Genomic DNA, 18,625 nt, shown 5'->3' on the forward strand with positions numbered 1-18,625 from the left:
TGCCCGAAAGCGAAAGTGAAAGCGGGTTCGAGATCACGTCATCGAAACGCTGATTCACGCCGGGAGTCGGGCGAGGGCATGGAAGAACAGCGAACAGTTGCAGCCTTCATCGACGAGCACGATCTAGATGGCAAGCCGGCGTTCCGAATCCTAGATTTGGCTGCCGAAGTGGGTGAAATCGCTGCGGAGGCGACCGATTCGACGAATTACGGGACGGAATCGGACGAGATCAACGTTGCAACGGACGAGATCGGCGATGCGCTGTTCTCACTACTCGCGGTCGCTCATTCGCTCGACATCGACGCCGACGAGGCACTACAAGAGTCGCTCGAAAAATACGAACGACGGCTCACGGAAACCGGAAGCGCTGCATCCGGCAACTGACACAGTGGGTTAGTTGTCGTCTGCGACCGAGACGATCTCCATCAGCGGGTAGCCGTCGTCCATCGCCATCCGTGCGGTGACGCTCCGCCCCTCGCGTGCGACGACGATCTCGACGGTCATGAACCGACCAGTGAGCTCGGTGTATGCCCCATCGGCGGCCGCCGCGAGCGCCTCCTCGTCTATCTCGATCGTGACCGACTCGCAGTGGGGCTGATTTTCGATTGCTTCCTCCATCGCGCGGGCGAGACTGTCGGCGCTCTCGGAACTCACGGGGGTGCCGGCGAACTGGTGATACAGCGAGCCGAACTTGATGCCGACCTCGAAGCACGCGATCTCGGCCTTCGTCGGGTCCGTATCGTCGCTCTCTGCGCTGCTCATTATCAGTAGTTTCGTGGTGCCCGGACAAATGCGCTGTCAATCGGATACATGAGAGCTGATCGACGACGGGTAGCAGCAGCGGATCGGCGACGACGATCACGTCCTCAACAGCGATCTCAGCCGCCGCGTAAACTAACAAAAAGGAGAGACCGCAACCGCCTCGCACAGCCCACATGCCTCCCCAACCGATTCGCTCGCTACGTTCGCTCCGCTCATCCCCCGCGCGAGTCGCGTATCTTCGGTGCGCTCCCGCGCGTCACCGCAACCGATATTTGTGGGATTCGGGAAGTGACGGGCTGCGAACGGACAACGGGCCTGTCTCGGTCTCTCACGGAATCCATTTAGGTCGGAAGCATCGATCTCGGGTATGGACTACGAAGCAAGCCTCGACCGCGCGATGGACTCGGTGCCGGATCTCGACACCGGTGATTCGCGCCTCGACGTCCCCGATGCGGAGGCCCAGAAGGACGGTGCGTTCACCCGGCTGACGAACCTCGGGGACGTCGCCGATGCGCTCTCGCGCGATCCCGAACATCTTCATCGAGTGATCCAACGCGATCTCGGGACCAACGGCCAGTTCAGCGGCGATCGAGCGCGCTACAACGGCTCCTTTTCGGGCGACGACTTCGACGCGGCCATCGACAGCTACAGCCAGGAGTTCGTCATCTGCTCGGAGTGCGGGTTGCCCGACACGCGACTGGAGATGGAGGGGCGCACGCAGATGCTGCGCTGTGAGGCCTGTGGCGCGTTCCGTCCCGTCGAGAAGAACACCGGTTCCCAGGAGACCGAACAGCGCCCCGATGTCGAGGAGGGCCGCACCTACGAAGTGAAGATCACGGGCACGGGTCGCAAGGGCGACGGCGTGGCCGAACAGGGCAAGTACACCATCTTCGTTCCCGGCGCGCAGGAGGGCGATGTCGTGGACATCTACATCGAGAACATCAGCGGGACGCTCGCGTTCGCGCGGTTGGCCTGAGCGGAAAAAACCGCACGGTACTTACCGGTGCCTGCCCGATCCACACCCGAATGTCGGGGAGGCCACGGGAGCCGACGGTGTTGCTCACCGGCGCGTCCGGGCGCGTCGGTCGTGCGATCCTCGGCCGGCTCGGCGACACCTACGACTGGCGGCTCGTCGACCGCGAGCCACCGACCGGCGAGACCGAACACATCTATCTCGTCGCCGACGTCACCGATTCGGAGGCGATGGTCGAAGCGATGGCCGATGTCGACGTCGTGGTCCATCTCGCGGGCGACCCGCGCCCCGAAGCGCCGTGGGACAGCGTGCTCGCGAACAACATCGACGGCACCCAGACCGTGCTCGATGCGGCCGCGACCGCCGGCGTCGAGAAGTTCGTCTTCGCCTCCTCGAACCACGCCGTCGGCGGCTACGAGACCGACGAGCGGACGCCAGGGATGTACCGCTCGGACGACGGCTTCCAGCTCGACGGTACTGAACTCCCGCGTCCGAGCAATTTCTATGGCGTGAGCAAGGCCACCGGCGAAACGCTCTCTCGGTACTACCACGACGAACACGACATGAGTGTCATCTGTCTACGCATCGGCAACCTGACGGAGAACCATCCCCCTGAGGACTACGAACGCGGGCAGGCGATGTGGCTCTCCCATCGGGACTGCGCACAACTCTTCGAGCGCGCCATCGAGGCCGACTACGACTACGAGATCGTCTACGGCATCTCCGACAACGACCGGAAATACTACTCGCTAGAGGGTGCTCGCGAAGTGCTCGGCTACGAGCCTGAGGACAACTCGGCGGAATACTGAGTCACGCCTCGAACAGACCGTCGACGTCGTGCTCGCGGGCGCGACGGCGCTCGGTGTGTTCGGCGAGGCGCTGGTGGACGATCCCCCTGTTCTCCCCGCGCGCGAAATCGAGCACGAGCGTGACGAACGGGCTGGTCGGTCGACCGTCGTCGAGATCCGTGCGAGCGTAGCCGACGGCGCGCTCGATCATCGTCTCGTCGTAGTCGCTGTTCTCCGCGAACACCACCGCAGCGATCGTGCTCGCGTCGAAATCGAGCTCGGAGAGCGTGAGTTCCCGACCCTCGTAAGTGAGATAGAGGGGTGGTGCGCGTTCGATGCGCTCGGGGTCCGCACGGAGGCTTGCGAGGAACGTCCGCACCGCGGTGACGTCCACGCCACGATAGGGCGAGGAGAGCGAGGCGAGATAGTTGCTGGCGCTGTCGGCGAGCCCGGTCGCCCCGGTCCAGTTGCGTTCGCGAGCGTGATGGATCGCGGCGGTGAACTGGATGAGTCCGTGGAGAAACCGTTCGTCGTCGCCATCCGATTCGAGCCAGCGCTCCTCCCAGGCGTCGTGGGCGGCGTGATGGTTGCCGGCGTTGTGGATGGCGATGCCGGCGCGGAGATGCGATCGCATGGCTGCTCGATCCCCGATCGGTGGATTCAGACGACGTCCTCGCGGTCGGCGAGGTGGTCTTCGAGCAGCGAGACGTTGCGCTTGTTCGCCTTCCAGGCGGCGTCGACGAGCGTGCCGAGCACCGGCACCGACCCGCCGAGAGTGTCGAGAGTCACGTTACCGACCATCCTAAGTAGCGTCTTCGGCGGGACGCCGAGCCGAGTCGCTTCGCCGATGATGTAGCACGACAGCGCCGCGCCGGCGACGTCGCCCGAAACGGGGGCGATGCTGAGCAGCGGGTCGAGACCGACGCGGTAGCCGATACCGGGGATGGCGACCGCCTCGTCGAGCAGTCGCGCCATCGTTCTGGTACGCGCGAGAGCCGCTTGCTCGCGGCCCGTGAGCGCGTTCTCGTCGAGTTCGTCTGTCATGCATCTCGATGAGAACCCCGCACGGATAGGTGCGTTGCCAGCAATCGCCGACGGCGTGGTTCTCCGTTGTCTCCCTCCTCGGAATCCGCACGGGAACGGCTATCACGCCGGCGGGTCGAGGGGATGCATGGGCCGCGACTATTTCGAAGACGTCGAGATCGGCGAGACGCGCACGTTCGGCGAGCGCGACGTCACCCGTGCGGAGATACTCGAATTCGCCGAGCGCTACGATCCACAGCCGTTCCACACCGACGAGTCGGCCGCGAGCGACTCCCTGTTCGGTGGACTGATCGCCAGCGGCTGGCACACCGCCGCGATGACGATGGAGCTACTCGTCACGAACGTCTTCCCCGACTCGGCGGCGACGGGTGCGGTCGGCGTCGACGAACTGCGCTGGCCGAACCCCGTCCGACCCGGCGACGTGCTCTCGGTGCGGACGGAGGTCATCGATACCGAACCGTGGAACGAGGAGTTGGGGCTCGTGAGGCGTCGAACCACGACGCTGGCCGGCGAGACGGAGGTCATGTCGATGGTCGGACTCGTGCTCTACGAGCGCCGCGAGCGCTAGGAGCCGAGGACGAACAGTCCGAAACTGGCGAGGACGAACCCGGCCGGCACCGCGAGCACGGTCTGGGGGATCGAGCAGATGCTCGCGCCGCCGTCGCGACTGTAGACGAGCGCCCCGTCGGCGAGTTCGACGAACTGAACCGGTCCCAGTCCGCCGATCGCCTCGCCGGTCTGCGTACAGGTCGCGGTCGGTTCGAGCACGGCGACGGCGGCGATGGCGACGACGCCGAGCGCGACGACGGCGATCCCGACGCCCGTTTTGCCCTCCATACGGCGATATCGTGCACCATGACAGTAATAATCATGGGTCCGATGGATTGCAGTTGCCGGATGAACACTGATAAGCGCTGCCGTCGAAACGGGGGCGAATGAGTGACCACGATCACGAGTACACCCTCGCCGTCCGGCCGAACGCCACGGTTCATCTCGCCTACAGCACCGACGACGGGAAACTGGCGGACGCGTTTCTCGCCGTCGAATACGGTCGCGAGGGGCTCGATGGCGACGACGCGACCGCGGAGGGGATCGCGTGGCGTGGCTACGAGATCGCGCTCGCGCGCGACGGCGAGGCCGTTCTCGGTGAGAACGTCGAGGCGGCGCTCGATCGCGGGGTGGATCGCGTTCTCGACGGCGAACGATCGCTGACCGACGACGATCGCCTCCAGCGCGCGCTGAGCGTCGCGGGCACGTACGGTCGGCGGGCGAAGGCCGGCGTGGCAGGGCTCCGCGGGAGCGGGGATACAAGTCTGGACGCCGGGATGCCGGAGACCGTCGAGGTGCCGGGACCGGGCGGGGCGACGATCGACGTCTCGCTGTCGGAGGCCGCGGCCGCGTTCGATCTCTACGAGGACGACGGTGGCAACTGGCGCTGGCGGCTGGTCCACGACGACGAGACGCTCGCGGTCAGTCCGTCGGGCTACGATTCGCGCGACGACGCCGAGGCGACGATCACGACGATCAAGGAGAACGTGCTCGGCGCGGACATCGAGAAATAGCGCACCCCTTTCATCGACCCTTTATTCGTTTCACCGAGTCCTCGTTCTTCCGATCGAGATCACGACCGACGCACCGCCGAGGATGTCCGAGGCGGGCAGCCAGGGTTCTCGGGATCGTCTCAAACCGTTCGTCGTTCGTGTTGTCGATGTGTGAAAATTGGAACAATATTTGGTGAGACGAGCGCTGCGCTGTGCTTGTCGCGTTGTGAGTCCGAAACGTCCTGGCGGAGTCCCACGTGAGCGCAGCGAGCGTGGGACACGCCAGGACGCGAACGAACGAAGTGAATGAGCGTCCTGGCGGAGATTTGAACTCCGGTCACCGGCTCCGCAGGCCAGTAGGATAGTCCACTACCCAACCAGGACTCACTCACCAGTAGCGGACATCCGGTTAAACCCGTTACGATTCGCGGTTCGCCGCAAGACCCATGCCGCTGGTGGTCGCCCGACCCACATGGAACGCCGCGAGCTACTCCGGGAGCTGCTTCTCGCCGGTGGGACCGTCGCCGTCGCGGGCTGTATCGGTGACGATGGTGGGGAGAACGGATCGTCGCCGACCGGGACCGGAACGAGTCGGATGGAGGACGAGCCGACCGCGGCGGGTCCCGAACCGACCACCGCGGGGCCCGCACCGACGAGGAGACCGGCGACGGACGAGCCGGCGACGGAGCCAGGCGAAGCGACACCAATTGGGACAGGAACGCCGAATGCGACGGAAGGAGGGGAGAGCACGACCGATTCGCCGTCGGTCGACGTGCCCGGTGATGGGAATGGCACGTCGACGGGCGGTTCGGCACGCGTGACGAGCGAGGGGGATGGCTCGCGGATCGTCGTGGAGGGGACGATCGTCGGGCAGAACGGCTGTCAGTCGGCGGTGCTCGACTCCGTTCGGCAGGAGGGCTCGGAGCTGATCGTCACGATCGCCACGGAGAACGAGGCCGGGACGGGCCGGGCCTGCTCGATGGCGCTGACCGAACTCGACTACCGGTTCGTCGTCCGGCGCGACAGCCCGCCCGACTCGGTGACCGTCGTCCATCGCAGCGCTGGCGGTGAGCAAACGGTGACGACCGCGACCCCGTGAGGGCCGTACCGGTGGCATGTCGTGCGAGCGAGAGAAATGACAAATCGACGGCCAGCGGCGGGCTGTTCGGCGACGACAACGCTTAAGCGGCCACCGCCTATGGTTTTGTTCAATGGGTGCGATAGCGGACATCTATGCGGACCTCGATGCCGAGGTCCCCGAGACGGAGTTCCGCGAGGCCGTCGAGGAGAAAGTCGAGGAGATGGGCGGGCTCGCCGACGAGGAGACCGCGGCGATGCTCATCGCCCACGAACTCGCCGACGGGGAGATCGAGGGCGTCGCGGACATCGAGGCGGGCATGGAGGAGGCGAAGTTCGCGGCGAAGGTCACACACGTCGGCGAGCTCCGCAGCTTCGAACGCGACGGCGAGGACGAGGACGGGAAGGTCGTCAACGTCGAGGTCGCCGACGAGACGGGGCGCGTGCGGGTGGCCTTCTGGGACGAGCGCGCCGAGGGGGCCGTCGACGAGCTCGAACCGGGCGACGTGCTCAAGATCGCGGGTCGCCCGCGCGAGGGGTACAACGGGATCGAGGTGAGTGCCGACCGCGCCGAACCGGCGGACGTCGAGATCGACGTCGACCTCGACGGCGCGGAGAGCATCGAGGGGCTCACGCTCGGCGAATCCGACGTCACGCTCACGGGCGTCGTGCTCGACACCGACTCGATCCGGACCTTCGAGCGCGACGACGGCTCCGAGGGGAAGGTGGCGAACCTCACGCTCGGCGACGAGACGGGAAAGGTTCGAGTAACGCTCTGGGACGAGCAAACCGAGCACGCCGCCGAACTCAAACCGGGAACGACGGTCGAACTCGTCGACGGCTACGTTCGCGAACGCGACGGCGAGCTCGAAGTCCATCTGAGCGCGCGGAGCACGCTCGAACCCGTCGATGCCGACGTCGAGTACGTCCCCGAGACGACGCCGATCGAGGCGTTGGAGATCGATACGATCACCGACATCGGCGGGGTAGTTCGCTCGACCGATCCGAAACGCACCTTCGATCGCGACGACGGCTCCGAGGGCCAGGTCAGAAACGTCCGGATCCAGGACGACAGCGGCGACATCCGCGTGGCGCTCTGGGGCGAGAAGGCCGATCGCGATATCGCCGCGGGCGACGAACTCCAGTTCGCGGACGTCGAGATCCAGGACGGCTGGCGCGACGATCTCGAAGCCTCCGCCGGCTGGCGCACGAGCGTGTTCGCCATCGACGGCGGGGCGGCCACGAGCGCCGACGAAGACGACGATTCTGCGGATGGGTTGGACGCGTTCGGCGGTGGCGATGCGGAGGATGGAACAAGCGACGAATCGGGAAGCGACCGAGCAGTATCGGACGAAGAAAGCGGGGACGGAGGAAGTGCGGACAGTGAGAGCGACGAGGACGAACCGACGGAGTTCACCGGGACGGTCGTCCAGGCGGGCGATCCGGTCGTGCTCGACAACGGCAGCGAGACGATGCGCGTCGAGACGGACGCCGACGTCGGTCTCGGTGAAGAGCTCACTGCCCGCGGGTCGGTTGCGGAGGGCCGACTCGACGCAGATGAGCTGTTCTGAGCCGGCACGGAAACCCTTAAGACCGAAACAGACTCCCGTATGGCCATGAGTGTCGAGCTCCCGTTCGCCCCGGTCGATGCGATCATCCGGCGGCACGCGGGCTCGTTGCGCGTGAGTAGCGAGGCCACCGAGGAACTCGCACGTCGGATCCAGCGGCGGGGCGCGCGACTCGCCAGCGAGGCCGCCGATCGGGCGACCGACGATGATCGGAAGACGCTGCGCGTGGCGGATTTCGACGGCGGCGGCTCGACGGACTCGGAGCTCCCGATCGCGCCCGTCGATCGCATCGCTCGGCTCGACATCGACGAACGGTATCGCGTCTCGATGGACGCACGGGTCGCGCTCGCGGGCATTCTCGAACGCTACGCCGGCCGGGTCGCGTCGGCCGCAGCCGTTCTCGCGCGCCACGCCGACCGGCGGACGATCACGCTCGCCGACGTCGAGGCGTATTTCGAACTCGAACCGTACTACCCGACAGAGGAGGCGTCGTGAGCCCAGTCGATCGAGCCGCCGTGGGGTGGGGAAGATGAGATACGGCTATTCGAGCGACTGTCTCAACCACGACACCGGCCCGCGCCATCCCGAGAGTCCCGATCGCCTACGCGCGATCCGGCAGGGACTCTCCAGCCGCCACGGCGTCAAGTACGTCGAGGCCGACGCGATCGACGAGGCGCAGGCCCGTGCGGTCCACGACGACGAATATGTAGAAGAGGTTCGCGAGTTCTGCGCCGACGGCGGCGGCCAGTGGGATCCCGACACGGTGGCCGTCGAGGCGACCTGGGAGGCGGCGCTCAAAAGCGCTGGACAGGCCGTCTGGAGCGCGCACGAGGCGCTCGATGGCAGCGAGGGACGAGAAACGCCGTTCGCCATCGGTCGGCCGCCCGGCCACCACGCGGTCGCCGACGACGCGATGGGGTTTTGCTTCCTCAACAACGCCGCCATCGCCGCCCAGTCGGCGCTCGACGGGGCCGCAGAGCGCGTCGCCATCATCGACTGGGACGTCCACCACGGCAACGGCATCCAGGACATCTTCTACGATCGCGGCGACGTGTTCTACTGCTCGATCCACGAACGGGGGCTCTATCCGGGATCCGGTGAGATCGGTGAGACCGGCGAGGGCGATGGCGAGAGAACGACCGCGAACGTGGCGTTCCCGGCCGGCGGCGACGACGAGGCCTACCTTGCCACCGTCGACGACGTGTTCGCGCCGCTGCTGGCCGATTTCGATCCGGATCTACTGCTCGTGAGCGCCGGTTTCGACGCCCACGAACACGACCCGATCTCGCGGATGACTGTCTCGACGGAGGGGTACGGCGTGCTGGCCGCGCGCATCCGCAATCTCGCCGAGCGCTGCGGGGCCGGCCTCGGCTTCGTTCTCGAAGGTGGCTACGGTCTGGAGACGCTCTCGGAGAGCATCAACAAGGTGAACGAAGTGTTCGAGGGCTACGAACCGGCCGCACCCGACGGCGATGTCGACGATCGGTTACAGTCAGTCATCGACGACGCACGGACGGCTCACGGGCTGGGCGAGAAGTAGTCGGCGAGATCGACACCGAACTCGTCGGCGAGCGCCGGGACGTCGTCGCCGACGAGAACCGAGTAGCCGTCGTCGATCGCCCGTTCGATATCGGTCCCGAGTGCGATCCCGTCGAACCCGTCGGCGAGGAGGTCGTCCGCCGTTCGGTAGTCGCGTTCGCGCTCGACGACGTAGCGGTCGCCGTCGACGAACGGGCCGTCGCAGTCGGCGGTCGCGTAGGTTTCGTAGAAGCGTTCGGCGTGCTCGCGCGCGCTCACCGGCGGACCCACGTGTCGCTCGATGGCGGGGCGCTCGGCGACGGCGAGTTCGTAGAGCAGGACTCCCATGCGGTCGGCGAACGCCCGCGAGCGGAGCACGTCGAAGCCGTGGTCGTCGAGGGCGGTGCGAACGCCCGCGAGCGACTTCTCGAGCTGTGGGTAGAGCTGGTCGTCGACGAGTGACGGCGCGTCGAAGCGGACGGCGACGGGCGTCGTCTCACGGCGATCGAGTTCACGTCGAACGTCCGCCGGCGAGAGCACCGTCGACGTGCGGGGAGCGAAGCGGTCGTCGTCGGGATCGGCGAGCAGCCGGCGCGCGTGGTGTTGGAAGCGTGCGAGGTTGGTGACCGAGAGCACTGCCGCGACGTTGCGCTCGGGGTCGGTGGGGTCGATCACCACGAGCGGATCGTCGAAGCGCCGCGTGCCGTGGCCTTCCGGATCGAAGCGCACGGGAGGCTGCCAGTCGGCGGCCGCCGTGACGAGTTCTCGAAAGCCGCCGTGTTCGAGCACGAGCAGTTCAGTGAGATAGCCAGAGAAGCCGCGGGTGCGGAGGTCGCTGCCGTAGACGCCGATCGCCGAGAGGAACCGTTTGGTAACGCGGACGTCGGTTGCGAGCGCGTCGTCGAGGCGGGCGGCGAGATAGCGCGTGTGGAAGGGGGTGCGATCGACGGCCGAGCGGATGGCCGTCGCGCTCTCGACGCGATAGCAGGGGACGAGATCGACGGCGAACCCCTCGAATTCGCCGGTGACGTAGGGGTGTTCGGCGTACTCCTCGTGGCCGTCGGGCAGCACGGCGTGGCCGATGGCGAGCCCGTGGCGTTCGAGCTCCGCCCGCGGGAGGTCGGGTGGAAATCGGACGAACAGGTCGATGTCGCGATCGCCGGGCAGCCACGTCCCGCGGGCGGTCGAGCCGACGTGGAGCGTGTCGGCCGCGACGGGGCACTCGTCGATGGCCGCCGCGACGCGCTCGTCGAGCCGGGCGGTCGCGGCGTCGAGGCGGGCGCGTTCGTCGGCGTCGGGCGTGACGCGTTCGCGGACCCGCGCGAGGAGCGTGTCGAGGGCGTCGGTCATGCCGTTCCTCCCGCGGCGCTGGGCGAAAGCGTGTCGGTCGAAAGCGAAACGGCTATCAACGAACTCCCGCTTTGTCGAGATAGGGCCGCCGTAGCTCAGTTGGTAGAGCACCTGGTTGTTACCCAGGTTGTCCCAGGTTCGAGCCCTGGCGGCGGCGTCGAACTTCTTCGATTCCGATCCACGAGGGGTAGCTTCGCGACAGCAGTGAAGGTAATCAGCGGATTCGTCGGGCTGTGCCGGCTGTACGACACCGATTTCGCCAACAGACGCACTTTTATGCCACGATGGATGACTATGCCCGTAGACGGGCCCTTAGCTCAGTGGTAAGAGCGCTCGGCTCATAACCGAGTGGTCGTTGGTTCGAATCCGACAGGGCCCATCGATTCTTCGGTCACTCCAGACTTTTCTCCTCGTTCGCGCAGGAAATCGGCGGTCGGCTGTCTTCGCGCGAAAAACCGTGTGGCTCGGGCTCAGTTCCGACGCGTCGCGAGCAGCGCGACCGCGAGCAGTGCGACGACTGCGACGGCGAGGCCGAAGCCGGGACCGGACGAACTACTGTCGCCGCCGCTTTCGTTCCCACCGCTTTTGTTACCGCTGGCGTTCGCATCGGTGCTCTCGGCACCGCCAGCCTCGGTCGCGTCGCCGCCGGTGTCGGTGGCAGCGCTGTCGTTGCCCGCGCTGTCGGTCGCTGCACCGGTGCTGCCGGCGTCCTCGACGGTGACCTGAGCGATATCGACAACGCGGCGGTCACCCTGCGTGATCGGGGGGTCCTGCTGACCGTTCGAGGAGACGAAGTCGAACTGGTCGTTACCGTTGCTGTCGGTGTGGACGACCGCCGTCAGCGACGTCGAACCGTTGACCGGCTCGTCGAGCTGAACGCGGATGTTGTCGGAGGTGCCGGCGCTGAGCGGGTAGGAGGCACCGACGACCTGGTTCGTCTCGTTGCCCGAGCGAGTGCTGTCGTAGATGGCGACGAACCCCTTCTCGGGCAGCGTTGCCGACGAGATGAGCACGCTCTCGCCGCTGCTGTTCTGGTCGTCGAACGTGACGGACGGCCCGCTCGTTCCGCTTGCCGAGTCGCCCGTGCTGCCCGTTGCCGTGCCCGCGTCGGTCGTGCCGGCCGGTGACTGCTGTGCGTGGAGGGAATCAGTGACGGCGAGCGCGCCGCCCGTGCCGGCGCTCACCGCGAGGAGGGCCGCGACGAGAGCGACGGCGATCGAACGTGGTTGCATACTGAGTGCGTCTACAAATCCATCCGACATAAATGTAGAGATATCGGTCGGACGACCCGCGCGTTTATTCCGCCGGCGACGTAAGGGTTGTATGAGCGATCTCAGCCTCGACGCGACCCAGCTCGACCGTTATTCCCGCCACATTATCATGAACGGGGTCGGTCCGGCCGGTCAGGAGTCGCTGCTCGACGCGCGCGTGCTCGTCGTCGGGGTAGGCGGGCTCGGCGCGCCGACGATCCAGTATCTCGCCGCCGCGGGCGTCGGTCGGCTGGGGATCGTCGACGACGACGTGGTCGAGCGCAGCAACCTCCAGCGCCAGGTCGTCCACGGCGACGACGACGTCGGCGAGAAGAAAGTCGACAGCGCCGCCCGGTTCGTCGCACAGCTGAACCCCGACGTGACCGTCGAGCCCCACGACGAACGGCTGGGTCCCGAAAACGTCCGCTCGCTCGTCGACGGCTACGATTTCGTCGTCGACGGCTCCGACAACTTCCGGACTCGATATCTCGTCAACGACGCCTGCACGCTCGCCGGAATCTCTTTCTCACACGGCGCGATCTACCGCTTCGAGGGCCAAGTGACGACCTTCGAGGGCGAGTCGCCGTGCTATCGCTGTTTGTTCCCCGAGGCACCCCCAGCAGGCACGGTCCCCGACTGTGCGACGACGGGCGTGCTCGGCATGCTCCCCGGCGTGATCGGGACGATACAGGCGACCGAAACGGTGAAATCACTGATGGACATCGGCGAGCGCCTCGACGGCCGACTGCTCTCCTACGACGCGCTGGCGATGAGTTTCGAGGAACTCCCGCTCGGGGCGGACCCCGACTGTCCGGTCTGCGGCGAGAGCGGTATCGACTCGATCGAGGAGATCGAGTACGCCGGTTCCTGTGCAGTCGCCGACTAAGAAGAGATCGTCAGCGCCGACAGCGGGCGCGCAGCCTCTCTCGGTGGACGCTCGAAGGCCTCGGGGTGGATCACGCCGGCGAGATGTTCGAGCGAGTCGACCAGCCGGGTCCCGGGCCGGTTGACGTACTGGTGACCATCGATGGCGTACGTCCGGCCGTCCTGCACGGCGGTCAGCTCGTCCCAGCCTGGGCGATCGGTCAGGTCGACGAGATTCTCCGTGGTTTGATCGAGATCGAACCCACAGGGTGCGACGACCAGCACCTCGGGATCGTACTCGCGGATCGTCTCCCATTCGACCGGGCGCGAGGCTGCTCCGTGGTCCGTCAGTCCGTAGGAACCGCCGGCCATTTCCACCATCTCGGGGATCCAATGACCGGCGACCATCGCTGGATCGGTCCAGTCGAGCACCGCCACGCGCGGGCGCTCGGTGGTCATCGTGGCCGTTCGCTCGACGGCCTGCACGCGTGCTTCGAGATCGGCGACGAGTTCCGTCGCCCGTTCCTCGGTCCCCGTCGCCGCGCCGATACGACGGATGTCGTCGAAGACATCGCCGATGCTGTGTGGATCGGTCGTGAGTACCTCACAGTCGAGTTGTAGCTCGTCGACCGCCTCGCGGACGGCCACCGCGTCGACCGCACAGACCTCGCAGATCCCCTGCGAGACGACGAGATCGGGATCGAGGCGCGCGAGCGTGTCGAGTTCGATGTCGTAGACGCCACCCGACCGCTCGGCTTCGAGCACCTGTTCGTCGATCTCCGTACTCGACGCGGTGGGGTCGACTCGCGAGCGATTGACCGCGGGTTTGTCGGCCATTCGCGGTGGGTGGTCGCATTCGTGGGAGACGCCGACCGGCTCGATGCCGAGCGCCGCGACGATCTCGGTCGCCGAGGGGAGTAGCGAAACGACGCGCATGCCCGAGCGAGGGGCGCGACGACCATAGCCCTTCGTGAACGGTTTCACCGTACGGAGCCAGCAACACGTATGCAATCGACGACGAGCGGCACCTTCCGCGTGCTCGCCAGTCCGCGCGATCCGGCCGAACTCCTCCTGCTCGATACGAGCAGCCAGGACCCGACCTACGTCACGACCGAGGGCTACGACGGCACTCTCGGACGGACGGTCGACGACATCGAACCGGGCAACCGCATCGCCGCCACGCTCTCCTGGACCGATGGAACGCCCCGCTTCGCCGACGTCGACATCGAGACGCGCACGACGATCGAGTTCGCCGACGGCGCGACCGGTATCTTCGAGGTCGCCCGCGAGACGTGGCAGGAGGCCGAACGCGAGGGACGAGCGATGAACGCACGGACGACGCGCAACACCGATGGCGAGGCCAACGGCGTCGTCTACACGTTCGCCAAACAGGCCGGCCAGCGACGACTCTACGACGAGTTCGCCGACGGGATCACGCCGCTGGAACCGCTCATCGGTCGACTGGCCGCGAGCGCCGATCCGCCGTTCGCGGTGTTCGTCCTCGAACCGGCCGACGAGCCGTTCGTCCTCGTCGTCATCGCGGCCGACCGCGACGGTCGGTTCGCCGAGACGATGGTCGAGAGCTACGACGGCCTCTGACGCGTCGTTTATACGCCACGCTACCCAAACGCGACCACCCATGCTCGACGAGACGGACCGCGAAGACCTGGAGAACGTGCGACTGCGACTGCGCGTGCTGAGCGGGATGCACAAACTCGACGCGATCGAGAACGGCGACGGGATGGCCGAGCACGACGCGGGCGACGCCGAAGGCAAGAGCGTCGCCTACGGGAAAGCCGCCGATCACATCGCGGCGCTGCTCGACAACGAATACGGTCAGGAAAGCGTCACGGAACTCGTCGACGATCTCCCGGAAGAATGGAGCATGAACCTGCTACGATATGCGGCCTACAGCGAGCGTACCGACGATTAATCGGAGGTGACGGCGACTTCGCCCTCGGGACGCTCGGCTTCCTCGGCGCTGACCGCCTCACGTTCCTCGCGCTCCTCTTCCTCTTTCTTGTTCTTGATCTTCTTCATCCGGAAGATCTCCTCGCGCTCCTGCTCTTCGAGCTTCTGCTCGATGTACTCCTGTGACTCGTGGAGCTCGGGCAGCAGCTTGAATTCGAGGGCGTTGACCCGCCGTTTGGTGGTCTCGATCTCGTTGAGCATCTTCTTCATCGCGGTCTCGACCTCGGCGGCGAGAACGATCGAGTCGATCAGCTCCTCGTAGGCGTCGGCGGCCTCGTCGATCTGCGCGCTCGTACCGAGGATGCCGTAGCCGCGCTCGTCGAGCCCCTTCTGCACCTTCGAGGACTCGATCTGGGGGACGACGACGCCCATGATGTTCTTCGACTGGATGGTGATCTCGGGATGTTCTTTGAGCGCCGCGGCCGCCCCGCGCACCGCGAGATCGCCCTCGATCGCACGTGCCATGTCGATCGTCTCCTGGGCCTCCTCGTAGTCGTCGCCGAGGCCCGAGCGCACGTCCTGGGCCTGATCGAGGATGTCCATGAACTCCATGATGAGCCCGTCGCGTTTCTGCTCCAAGGTGTCGTGACCGCGCTCGGAGAGATCGATGCGATCCTCGATCGCCATCAGCTCCTTGCGCGTGGGTTTGACGTCGTTTGCCATTGCCTGAAATAGTCGACCGAGACCCTTAAGCTTCGGCCTCGGACTCGGCCGCACCGTCGCTCTCGTCGCCCGCCGATTCCTCGCCCGGTTCGTCGACGTCCTCTCGGTAGTGCTCCTCGATGAGCTCCTCGTCGATACGGTTGAGCGACGATTTCGGGAGCATCGAGAGCAGGTCCCAGCCGATGTCGAGGGTTTCCTCGATGTCGCGGTTGTTGTCGAAGCCCTGATCGACGAACTCGGTCTCGAAGCGGTCGGCCAGATCGAGATAGCGGTTGTCCTGCTCGGAGAGCGCCTCGCGACCGACGATGTTCACCAGGTCGCGCAGGTCCTCACCCTCCGCGTAGGCAGCGTAGAGCTGATCGGAGACGTCGCCGTGGTCCTCGCGCGTGAGGCCCTCGCCGATCCCGTCGTCCATCAGCCGCGAGAGGCTCGGCAGCACGTTGACCGGCGGCTGCACACCTTGACTGTTGAGGTCGCGGTCCATCATGATCTGGCCCTCGGTGATGTAGCCCGTGAGGTCGGGGATCGGATGCGTGTCGTCGTCGCCGGGCATCGTCAGGATCGGGATCTGCGTGACCGATCCCTCGCGACCCTTGATCCGACCCGCGCGCTCGTAGAGCTGGGCGAGGTCGGTGTACATGTAGCCCGGGTAGCCACGCCGACCGGGCACCTCCTCGCGGGCGGCCCCGATCTCGCGCAGCGCCTCACAGTAGTTCGTCATGTCCGTCAGGATGACGAGTACGTGATAGCCCTTCTCGAAGGCGAGATACTCGGCCGTGGTGAGTGCGAGTCGCGGCGTGATCTGGCGCTCGACGGCGGGGTCGTCCGCCAGGTTCGAGAAGACGACCGATCGTTCGAGCGCACCGGTGCGCTCGAAGTCCGCGAGGAACTCGTTGGACTCCTCGGCGGTGATGCCCATCGCACAGAACACCACTGCGAACTCCGATCCGTCCTCGTCGTCGCCCTCCTCGTCGATCTCTTCGGGCACCGTCGCCTGCCGGGCGATCTGGAGCGCGAGATCGTTGTGCGGGAGGCCGGACGCCGAGAAGATCGGCAGTTTCTGGCCCCGTACCAAGGTGTTCATCCCGTCGATCGCCGAGACACCCGTCTGGATGAACTCCTCGGGGTACTCTCTGGCGGTGGGGTTGATCGCCGCACCGATGATGTCCTCGCGCTCCTCGGGGACGATCTCCGGACCGTCGTCGATCGGGCGACCCGAGCCGTCGAGCACTCTGCCGAGGAGGTCCTCGGTGACGGGCATCTTCATCGTCTCGCCGAGGAACCTGACCGAGGCATCACGGTTGATGCTGTCGGTGCCCTCGAAGACCTGTATCGAGGCGAACTCCTCGTTCGATTCGAGCACCTGACCGCGCTTCTGTTCACCGTTCGGTAGCTCGATCTCGACGATCTCGTCGTAGCCCACCGGTTCGTCGATCTCGACGAACACGAGCGGCCCACTGATCTCCTCGATGGTTTTGTATTCTTTCATTTTTGGTAGTCAGTATTTCTCCCGGAGCTGGCTCTCGATGTTCGACTCGACGTCGTCGATGAACTCCTCGTACTCCGCGGTCGCGCCGATGCGGTTGAGCCGCGGTGCGGCGTCGATACCCGTGATCTCCTCGACCGGAACGCCGGCGTCGAGTGCCGCGAACGCCTCGTCGTTGTAGGTCTTGATCGCCTGCATGATGAGGTAGGTCTTCTCCGGCGCGGAGTAGGCGTCGACGTCGTCGAGCGCGTTCTGCTGGAGGAACGCCTCGCGCAGATAGCGCGCGATATCCAGGGTGAGGCGCTGGTCGTCCGGCAGCGCGTCCTCGCCGACCAGCTGGACGATCTCCTGGAGCTCGCTCTCCTCGTCGAGCGTGTCGATGGCCCACTGGCGCACCTCGGGCCAGTCGCTCGCGACGTTCTCCTCGAACCACGGGTCGAGCTGGTCGCGATAGAGCGAGTACGACTCGTCCCAGTCGATCGCCGGGAAGTGCCGGCGCTCGGCGAGATCGGCGTCGAGCGCCCAGAACGTCTTCACGATGCGCAGCGTGTTCTGGGTGACGGGTTCGGAGAAGTCGCCACCCGGCGGGGAGACTGCGCCGACCGCCGAGATCGATCCCTCGGTGCCGTTGATGTTCTGGAAGTAGCCCGCGCGCTCGTAGAACTCCGAGAGGCGCGCCGCGAGGTAGGCCGGATAGCCCTCCTCGCCCGGCATCTCTTCCAGACGCGAACTGATCTCGCGCATCGCCTCCGCCCACCGCGAGGTGGAGTCGGCCATCAGCGCCACGTCGTAGCCCATGTCGCGGTAGTACTCGGCGATCGTGATGCCCGTGTAGACACACGACTCGCGTGCCGCGACCGGCATGTTGGAGGTGTTGGCGATGAGACACGTACGAGACATCAACGGCTTCCCGGTGTTCGGGTCTTCGAGCTCGGGGAAGTCGTCGATCACCTCCGTCATCTCGTTGCCGCGCTCGCCACAGCCGATGTAGATGACGATATCGGCGTCGGCGTACTTCGCGAGACTCTGCTGGGTGACGGTCTTCCCGGAGCCGAACGGTCCCGGGATCGCCGCCGTCCCACCTTTCGCGAGCGGGAACAGTCCGTCCTGGACGCGCTGGCCCGTGATCAGGGGCGTTTTCGGCGTCTCCTTGTCGACGGTCGGGCGGGCCTCGCGCACCGGCCACTCCTGATGCATCGTGACCTCCTCGCCCGAATCGAGTTCGACGACCGTCTCGGTGACGGTGAACTCGCCCTCCTCGACGTTCGTGACTGCGCCACCCTCGTAGTCCGGCGGCACGAGCACCTTGTGTTCGATGCTCTCGGTCTCCGGGACCGTGCCGACGATGTCGCCGGCCTCGATCTCGTCGCCCTTCTCGACGGTGGGCGTGAACTCCCAGGTCTCGTCCATCTCGATGCCCGGCGCGTCGACACCGCGGTCGAGAAACGCGCCGAGCTGGTTTTCGAGCTCGTCGAGCGGGCGCTGAACGCCGTCGTAGATCGAGTAGAGCATGCCGGGCCCCAGATCGACCGAGAGGGGTTCGCCGGTGTTCGTGACGGGCTCACCGGGGGCGACGTTCGAGGTCTCCTCGTAGACCTGGATCGTCGTCCGGTTGCCCTCGATCTCGATCACCTCGCCCATCAGCCCTTCGTCGCCGACGTAGACCACGTCGTTCATCCGCGCGCCGAGGTCCGCCGCCACGACGACCGGGCCGCTCACGCTCGCGATCGTGCCGTCCTCATCGCCCTGTGTATCGGTTGCCTGACTCAT

General features: G+C 66.1%; 22 protein-coding genes and 3 tRNA genes. 14 read left to right on the plus strand and 11 right to left on the minus strand.

What is annotated here, in order from left to right; all coding sequences use genetic code 11:
• Nucleotides 1-78: 78 nt before the first annotated feature.
• Nucleotides 79-384, plus strand: a complete 306-nt coding sequence (locus NO363_RS11005; protein WP_256685081.1) for a MazG nucleotide pyrophosphohydrolase domain-containing protein — start codon at nt 79-81, stop codon at nt 382-384.
• A 9-nt stretch (nt 385-393) separates the two neighbouring features.
• Here the strand turns inward: NO363_RS11005 and NO363_RS11010 are convergent, their stop codons facing one another.
• Complete coding sequence (locus NO363_RS11010; RefSeq protein ID WP_256685082.1) at nt 394-762, minus strand: dihydroneopterin aldolase family protein; 369 nt, start codon at nt 760-762, stop codon at nt 394-396.
• Nucleotides 763-1,129: 367 nt separating this feature from the next.
• Here NO363_RS11010 and NO363_RS11015 point away from each other — a divergent pair, with 367 nt between their 5' ends.
• Both NO363_RS11015 and azf read left to right on the plus strand, forming a co-directional pair.
• On the plus strand, nt 1,130-1,738 hold the full coding sequence (locus NO363_RS11015; RefSeq protein ID WP_256685083.1) for a translation initiation factor IF-2 subunit beta: 609 nt from the start codon (nt 1,130-1,132) through the stop codon (nt 1,736-1,738).
• A 50-nt stretch (nt 1,739-1,788) separates the two neighbouring features.
• Nucleotides 1,789-2,544, plus strand: coding sequence for an NAD-dependent glucose-6-phosphate dehydrogenase Azf (azf, locus tag NO363_RS11020; protein WP_256685085.1), 756 nt, complete (start codon nt 1,789-1,791; stop codon nt 2,542-2,544).
• A gap of 1 nt (nt 2,545) precedes the next feature.
• On the opposite strand, the gene NO363_RS11025 is transcribed toward azf, so the two are convergent.
• Together NO363_RS11025 and NO363_RS11030 are read right to left on the minus strand one after the other, a co-directional pair.
• Nucleotides 2,546-3,157 (minus strand): DUF309 domain-containing protein, encoded by a 612-nt coding sequence (locus NO363_RS11025; RefSeq protein ID WP_256685086.1) that lies wholly within the window; start codon nt 3,155-3,157, stop codon nt 2,546-2,548.
• A 26-nt stretch (nt 3,158-3,183) separates the two neighbouring features.
• Nucleotides 3,184-3,567 (minus strand): DUF4112 domain-containing protein, encoded by a 384-nt coding sequence (locus tag NO363_RS11030; protein WP_256685087.1) that lies wholly within the window; start codon nt 3,565-3,567, stop codon nt 3,184-3,186.
• Between the two features lie 127 nt (nt 3,568-3,694).
• On the opposite strand from NO363_RS11030, the gene NO363_RS11035 reads away from it, so the two are divergent.
• Nucleotides 3,695-4,135: a MaoC family dehydratase gene (locus tag NO363_RS11035; RefSeq protein ID WP_256685089.1), complete on the plus strand. Its 441-nt coding sequence runs from the start codon at nt 3,695-3,697 to the stop codon at nt 4,133-4,135.
• Here NO363_RS11035 and NO363_RS11040 read toward each other — a convergent pair.
• Nucleotides 4,132-4,404, minus strand: a complete 273-nt coding sequence (locus NO363_RS11040) for a hypothetical protein (protein WP_256685091.1) — start codon at nt 4,402-4,404, stop codon at nt 4,132-4,134. The two genes, NO363_RS11035 and NO363_RS11040, sit on opposite strands and share 4 nt — an antisense overlap.
• A 98-nt stretch (nt 4,405-4,502) precedes the next feature.
• Between NO363_RS11040 and NO363_RS11045 the strand changes: the two genes are divergently transcribed.
• Nucleotides 4,503-5,129 carry a YegP family protein gene (locus NO363_RS11045; RefSeq protein ID WP_256685092.1) on the plus strand — a complete coding sequence of 209 codons (627 nt, stop codon included), beginning with the start codon at nt 4,503-4,505 and terminating at the stop codon, nt 5,127-5,129.
• A 290-nt stretch (nt 5,130-5,419) separates the two neighbouring features.
• On the opposite strand, the gene NO363_RS11050 is transcribed toward NO363_RS11045, so the two are convergent.
• Nucleotides 5,420-5,492 (minus strand) — tRNA-Arg (locus NO363_RS11050).
• Between the two features lie 88 nt (nt 5,493-5,580).
• On the opposite strand from NO363_RS11050, the gene NO363_RS11055 reads away from it, so the two are divergent.
• The 4 genes from NO363_RS11055 to NO363_RS11070 all read left to right on the plus strand — a co-directional run bounded on the left by NO363_RS11055 (nt 5,581) and on the right by NO363_RS11070 (nt 9,293).
• Nucleotides 5,581-6,207: a hypothetical protein gene (locus NO363_RS11055; RefSeq protein ID WP_256685094.1), complete on the plus strand. Its 627-nt coding sequence runs from the start codon at nt 5,581-5,583 to the stop codon at nt 6,205-6,207.
• 112 nt (nt 6,208-6,319) lie between these two features.
• Entirely contained in the window at nt 6,320-7,756 is a 1,437-nt protein-coding gene (locus NO363_RS11060; protein ID WP_256685096.1) for a single-stranded DNA binding protein, read from the plus strand.
• A 45-nt stretch (nt 7,757-7,801) separates the two neighbouring features.
• On the plus strand, nt 7,802-8,248 hold the full coding sequence (locus tag NO363_RS11065) for a histone family protein (RefSeq protein ID WP_256685098.1): 447 nt from the start codon (nt 7,802-7,804) through the stop codon (nt 8,246-8,248).
• A gap of 34 nt (nt 8,249-8,282) precedes the next feature.
• Nucleotides 8,283-9,293 carry a histone deacetylase family protein gene (locus NO363_RS11070; RefSeq protein ID WP_256685100.1) on the plus strand — a complete coding sequence of 337 codons (1,011 nt, stop codon included), beginning with the start codon at nt 8,283-8,285 and terminating at the stop codon, nt 9,291-9,293.
• On the opposite strand, the gene cca is transcribed toward NO363_RS11070, so the two are convergent.
• The gene (cca, locus tag NO363_RS11075) at nt 9,272-10,621 is read right to left on the minus strand and encodes a CCA tRNA nucleotidyltransferase (protein ID WP_256685101.1); all 1,350 of its coding nucleotides are present in this window, start codon (nt 10,619-10,621) and stop codon (nt 9,272-9,274) included. The genes NO363_RS11070 and cca overlap by 22 nt on opposite strands.
• A gap of 84 nt (nt 10,622-10,705) precedes the next feature.
• Between cca and NO363_RS11080 the strand changes: the two genes are divergently transcribed.
• Nucleotides 10,706-10,778: transfer RNA gene (locus tag NO363_RS11080), tRNA-Asn, on the plus strand.
• Between the two features lie 149 nt (nt 10,779-10,927).
• A tRNA-Ile gene (locus NO363_RS11085) sits at nt 10,928-11,000 on the plus strand.
• A 91-nt stretch (nt 11,001-11,091) separates the two neighbouring features.
• Here the strand turns inward: NO363_RS11085 and NO363_RS11090 are convergent.
• Nucleotides 11,092-11,853, minus strand: coding sequence for a DUF7282 domain-containing protein (locus NO363_RS11090; RefSeq protein ID WP_256685103.1), 762 nt, complete (start codon nt 11,851-11,853; stop codon nt 11,092-11,094).
• A 91-nt stretch (nt 11,854-11,944) separates the two neighbouring features.
• On the opposite strand from NO363_RS11090, the gene ubaA reads away from it, so the two are divergent.
• On the plus strand, nt 11,945-12,757 hold the full coding sequence (gene ubaA, locus NO363_RS11095) for an SAMP-activating enzyme E1 (protein ID WP_256685105.1): 813 nt from the start codon (nt 11,945-11,947) through the stop codon (nt 12,755-12,757).
• Here ubaA and NO363_RS11100 read toward each other — a convergent pair.
• Entirely contained in the window at nt 12,754-13,671 is a 918-nt protein-coding gene (locus NO363_RS11100) for a BtuF-related (seleno)protein (protein WP_256685106.1), read from the minus strand. The genes ubaA and NO363_RS11100 overlap by 4 nt on opposite strands.
• A 69-nt stretch (nt 13,672-13,740) precedes the next feature.
• Between NO363_RS11100 and NO363_RS11105 the strand changes: the two genes are divergently transcribed.
• Complete coding sequence (locus NO363_RS11105) at nt 13,741-14,334, plus strand: DUF6663 family protein (protein ID WP_256685108.1); 594 nt, start codon at nt 13,741-13,743, stop codon at nt 14,332-14,334.
• A gap of 40 nt (nt 14,335-14,374) precedes the next feature.
• A complete protein-coding gene (locus NO363_RS11110) occupies nt 14,375-14,668 on the plus strand; it encodes a hypothetical protein (RefSeq protein ID WP_256685110.1) in 294 nt (97 codons plus the stop codon).
• Here NO363_RS11110 and NO363_RS11115 read toward each other — a convergent pair.
• The 3 genes from NO363_RS11115 to NO363_RS11125 are packed head-to-tail and all read right to left on the minus strand — an operon-like array spanning nt 14,665 to nt 18,625.
• A complete protein-coding gene (locus NO363_RS11115) occupies nt 14,665-15,369 on the minus strand; it encodes a V-type ATP synthase subunit D (RefSeq protein ID WP_007739718.1) in 705 nt (234 codons plus the stop codon). The two genes, NO363_RS11110 and NO363_RS11115, sit on opposite strands and share 4 nt — an antisense overlap.
• A gap of 25 nt (nt 15,370-15,394) precedes the next feature.
• A complete protein-coding gene (locus NO363_RS11120) occupies nt 15,395-16,858 on the minus strand; it encodes a V-type ATP synthase subunit B (RefSeq protein WP_256685112.1) in 1,464 nt (487 codons plus the stop codon).
• A 9-nt stretch (nt 16,859-16,867) separates the two neighbouring features.
• The gene (locus NO363_RS11125) at nt 16,868-18,625 is read right to left on the minus strand and encodes an ATP synthase subunit A (RefSeq protein WP_256685114.1); all 1,758 of its coding nucleotides are present in this window, start codon (nt 18,623-18,625) and stop codon (nt 16,868-16,870) included.

Origin of the sequence: Halococcus qingdaonensis, assembly GCF_024508235.1 — an archaeon.
Lineage (GTDB): Archaea > Halobacteriota > Halobacteria > Halobacteriales > Halococcaceae > Halococcus > Halococcus qingdaonensis.